Annotated in this window: 1 protein-coding gene; it reads left to right on the top strand. The window is 69.2% G+C overall.

Annotation, left to right across the window (positions count from 1 at the left end; translation table 11 throughout):
* Positions 1-399: RNA-guided endonuclease InsQ/TnpB family protein (locus tag E1292_RS50695; RefSeq protein WP_165975201.1), on the top strand; the 399-nt coding region annotated here is incomplete at both ends.

The following is a 399-nucleotide window of genomic DNA, read 5'->3' as shown; positions in this document are numbered from 1 at the left end:
CCGTGTCCAGGGACGCGGCCGGGCGCTGGTTCGTGTCCATCCTCGCCGAGGAGAAGATCACACCACTGGCTCCGGCCGAGCAGTCGGTGGGCGTGGACGCGGGCATCACGGCGCTGGCGGCGCTGTCCACCGGCGAGAAGATCGTCAACCCGCGCCCCGAGCGGCGCGACCGGCGCAGGCTGGCCAAAGCGCAGCGGGCACTCGCCCGCAAGACCAAGGGATCGATCAACCGAGCCAAAGCCCGGCTCACGGTGGCGCGGGTCTACGCCCGGATCGCCGACCGTAGAAGGGATCACCTGCACAAGGTCACCACCCGGCTTGTTCGCGAGAACCAAGTGATCGCCGTGGAAGACCTGACCGTCCGCAACATGGTCAAGAATCGGAGCCTGGCCCGCGCCG

The organism is Nonomuraea deserti (assembly GCF_004348685.1).
Taxonomy (GTDB): Bacteria; Actinomycetota; Actinomycetes; order Streptosporangiales; family Streptosporangiaceae; genus Nonomuraea; species Nonomuraea deserti.
This window is presented reverse-complemented; position numbering and strand designations above follow the sequence as displayed.